Annotated in this window: 4 protein-coding genes; 1 reads left to right on the plus strand and 3 read right to left on the minus strand. The window is 69.7% G+C overall.

The window, feature by feature from the left end; all coding sequences use genetic code 11:
- Positions 1–198 precede the first annotated feature (198 nt).
- Both VGT00_17130 and VGT00_17135 read right to left on the minus strand, forming a co-directional pair.
- Positions 199–1,599, minus strand: a complete 1,401-nt coding sequence (locus VGT00_17130) for an ATP-binding protein (GenBank protein ID HEV8533150.1) — start codon at positions 1,597–1,599, stop codon at positions 199–201.
- Positions 1,596–2,270 carry a response regulator transcription factor gene (locus tag VGT00_17135; GenBank protein HEV8533151.1) on the minus strand — a complete coding sequence of 225 codons (675 nt, stop codon included), beginning with the start codon at positions 2,268–2,270 and terminating at the stop codon, positions 1,596–1,598. Before VGT00_17135 ends, VGT00_17130 begins: the two co-directional genes overlap by 4 nt.
- Before the next feature lie 43 nt (positions 2,271–2,313).
- Between VGT00_17135 and VGT00_17140 the strand changes: the two genes are divergently transcribed.
- Positions 2,314–2,964, plus strand: coding sequence for a DedA family protein (locus tag VGT00_17140; GenBank protein ID HEV8533152.1), 651 nt, complete (start codon positions 2,314–2,316; stop codon positions 2,962–2,964).
- Here the strand turns inward: VGT00_17140 and VGT00_17145 are convergent.
- The gene (locus tag VGT00_17145; protein ID HEV8533153.1) at positions 2,921–3,445 is read right to left on the minus strand and encodes a PH domain-containing protein; all 525 of its coding nucleotides are present in this window, start codon (positions 3,443–3,445) and stop codon (positions 2,921–2,923) included. The two genes, VGT00_17140 and VGT00_17145, sit on opposite strands and share 44 nt — an antisense overlap.
- Between the last annotated feature and the right edge of the window lie 487 nt (positions 3,446–3,932).

Below are 3,932 nucleotides of genomic sequence, written 5' to 3' on the forward strand. Positions count from 1 at the left end.
CTGCGTGCGCCAAACGTAGCAGGGCCGCCTGAGAGGAGGGTGAGCCCCAGATGAGAAGGTTCTTAGCCCGAACTATTTACGAGCGCGCGTGCCGCTTCCTGGCCTCCCCCTCACCCAGCCCTCTCCCTCTCCGAGGGAGAGGGCTGGGTGAGGGTGGCGTTGTCTCGCGAACAGTCCAGGCTAGGATGGGCGGCGCGACTACTTCGAGGGGGCCAGGGGCAGGCGAATCGTGAAGCGGCTGCCCGCGCCCGGGGCGCTTTCGACCTCCACGGTGCCGCCATGGGCGGTGACGATGGCGCGCACGAGGGCCAGTCCGAGCCCCGTGCCGCCCGTGTCACGCCCGCGCGCGGCATCGAGCCGCACGAAGGGCTCGAAGATCCGCGCGGCGGCCCCCGGCTCGATGCCGATGCCGGTGTCCCGGACGGTGATGAGGGCCTGGCCATTGGCCGTCACGAGCGAGAGCTCGACCTTGCCGCCCGCGGGCGTGTACTTGATGGCGTTGTCGACCAGGTTCAGGACGGCGCGGCGAAGCGCACCGGCATCGCCCAGGACGGTGGCCGGCTCGAAAGTGTCGGCGCGCATGGTCACCCCGGCGCCCTGGGCCCGACGGGCGCCCGTCTCGAGCGCCTCGAGGAGAAGCGGCTCGAGATCGACGGGAGCGGTCGGAGCGGGGAGACCGGGCGCGGAGCGCGAGAAGACAAGGAGGTCCTCGGCCAGGTGGATGAGATGCTCGACTTCTTCCAGGCTCGAGGCGAGGACCCGGCGGTATTCCTCGGGCGAGCGCGCCGCCCGGAGCGCCACTTCCATCTCGCCCTTGAGAGCGGTCAAGGGGGTGCGCAGCTCATGCGCCGCGTCGGCAGAGAAGCGCCGGGACTGGGCGAAGGCGGCCTCGAGCCCGGCGAGCATGGCATTGAGCGTATCGGCGAGATGGTCGATCTCATCGTCGGCGCCGCGGCGCGCGAGGCGGCGTCCCAGATCCTGGGCGGTGATCTGGCGGGCGGTGCGCGACATCTCGCGCACGGGCTGCAAGGCGCGGCCGGCGATGACGGCTCCGCCCGCCGCCGCGAGGCCGACGGCCACCGGCACGAGCGCGAGCAACGTGGTCAGGTAACGGGACAGCGCCTGGCGCGTGCGCGCGAGCGGGGCCGCGACCTGGACGATCTCGACAGACCGGCCCGCCCGCAGCACGGGCACGGTCAGGACCCGCAGCGGTCCATTCACCGGATCTTCCAGCGTCTCGACGGTCCGCCGGCCGCGCGCGGCATTCACGCGCGCCTCGAGCGACAGGGGCAGGCTGCCGGGATGCGACGAGCCCGAGCGGAAGCGCGAGCGGCCCTCGGGATCGAGGAACTGAAAGAACTGGTCCGAGAAGCCGGGCCCGAGCAGCTCACGGATGGCCCGCTCGACCTCGGAGCCGCCCGCGCCTCGCTCGTCTGTCTCGCGGACGATCTGCGCCACGGCGGCCAGCGAGGCGTCCACCTGCTGGAGCAGGCTCCAGCGGAGCACCGAGTAGGACAGCGCGCTGACCACGGCCAGGATGGCCAGGAGCACCGCCGCGTACCAGAGAGTCAGCCGGGCGCGGAAGGACAGGGGCTTCACGCGTCCACCCTGAGAACGTAGCCGGCGCCGCGCACGGTGTGCAGGAGCCTGGACTCGCCCTCGGCCTGGATGCGGCGCCGGAGATACCCGACGTACACGTCCACGACATTGCTCTCGGGGTCGAAGTCGAGCCCCCAGACATGCTGGGCGAGCATGGACCGCGAGAGCACCCGGCCCGCGCTGCGCATGAAGTACTCGAGCAGCGTGTACTCACGCGCGGTCAGGCTCACGCGTCGCGTTCCGCGGCGCACCTCGCGGGTGGCGGGGTCGAGGGTCAGGTCGCCCACGCGGAGCACCGTGCTCGCGCGTTCCCCGCCACGCCGGAGGAGGGCGCGCACCCTGGCCAGGAGCTCCTCGAAGGCGAAAGGTTTGGTCAGATAGTCGTCGGCGCCCGCATCGAGGCCGGCCACGCGGTCGCTCACGGCATCGCGAGCCGTCAGCATCAGCACGGGCGCCTTTACCCCGTCCGCGCGGAGGGCCCGCAGCACGCTGAAGCCGTCGCGTCTCGGGAGCATGACGTCGAGGACGACGAGGTCCGGGGTAGCTTCGAGCGCGCGCTCGAGGGCGTCTTCGCCGTCGGGGGCCACGTCCACCGTGTGCCCTTCCTCCTCGAGCCCCTTGCGGATGAAGCTCGCGACCTTCCGGTCGTCCTCGACCACGAGGATGCGCATGGGAATCAGTTGACCTCCACGCGCCCGCCGCTGTCAATCGGTCGTGCTATGCTCACGCGGCCGTGACGATCTCGCGCGCGGGGCGCCCGTGCCGGACCTGACCGAGCTCTTCCAGCACATCGGCTACGGGGCGATCTTGGTGGTCGTCCTCCTCGGCAATGCGGGCGTGCCCGCCCCCGAGGAGTCCGTGCTGGTGCTGGGCGGCTATCTCGCCTCGCAGGGACGGCTCCATCTTCCCCTCGTCATCCTCGTCGGCATCGCCAGCGCCAGTGTCGGAGACAATCTGGGCTTCTGGGCCGGGCAATACTATGGCCGGCGGCTCCTCGACCGCCTGCCTCTCTCGGCGGAGAGAAAGACGAAGTACGAGCGGACCATGGTGCGACATGCCGCGTGGGCCGTCTTCGGGGCCCGCTTCATCCCGGGCTTGCGCACGGTGGCGGGTCCCTTGGCCGGGATCGTGGGCGTGACGCACATGAAGTTCTTCATCGCAAATCTGCTGGGGGCCATCGTCTATGTCCCCTGCCCCGTCCTCGCCGGCTATGGAATCGGCTATGGCCTGGGCGAGCACATCGAGAAGCTCCGCAGGCTGACGGGCGACTTCGAGCGCGTGGCCGTGGTGGCCGTGCTCGTCGCGCTCGTCCTGGTGTGGATCAGGTGGCAGCGTCGCGCCGGGCGGCGGCCAGCCGCCGGCTGAGCTCGGCCACGAATGCGTCGGGCCGCTCCGGCGAGAGCGCGATCAATCCGCCCGCCGTACGCAGCCACACGAGGTCCACGGTATTGGCGATGAAGAGGTAGTGGCGGCCCGTGCGCGGATTCCAGCGGAGCCCGTGGGCGCCGAAGAGGCCGTTGAGGCCGACTCCGCCGAGCCCGCCCACCGCGCGCGGCTGCCGATCGACCTCACCGATGGCGGCATAGGGGACCACGCGCCGCAGCCACCGCCGCTCCAGCCCCACGCCTTCCTCGTCCAGCGTATAGCCGGCCGGCGCCATGCCCTGGATCATCCACAGCGCACCCAGGAAAGGCAGGGGCAGGATGACGAAGAGCGGATCTCCGCTCGTGGCCAGCAGCAGAACGCTGAGGGCAAAGGGCCCGCCAAAGCCAACGCCGATGCCGCCGACTCCGGCCAGCCAGCGCTGGCGCGTGCCCAGGACGGCGGGAAAGAACTCGTCGCTCACGCGGGCTCCCCGAATGCTTCTCGTATATTCCGGGTGTGCGATTTCGTGCGCCTCCAGAAATCGGTGCGGCGTTTCCTCGTCCACAATCTCGCCGGACGTCGGCGCATCATCGTTTCGATCAATGCGATTGACGCCTTACCGTCCCACGCTCGCGGGCCGAATGCAATTGCCGCGATCTATCCACTGCGATCGATGATCACGCTGGTGAATGTACGCGGATAGATACACCAAAAGTCACAGTCCTGCGCTTTTTCGCTTGACAGCTTCGTCGGGGCGATTCGTTGATGCGGCGGCAGCCCTGCCTAGTGTCGGCCCTGCGACAGGCACGGGCTCACCGGTCCACGGTCGGATGCGACCGAAGCAAAAATCATCTCTCGTCCGAGATCGCCCGCCACGGACGCTTCCCGGGGGCTCAAAAATCAGGGGGTACAGTTGTCTCAGCAGAAGGAGGGCTTGCCATGCAGATCGATTCGCCAGCTGTGCTTGC

This window comes from Candidatus Methylomirabilota bacterium, assembly GCA_036002485.1.
Taxonomy (GTDB): Bacteria; Methylomirabilota; Methylomirabilia; order Rokubacteriales; family CSP1-6; genus AR37.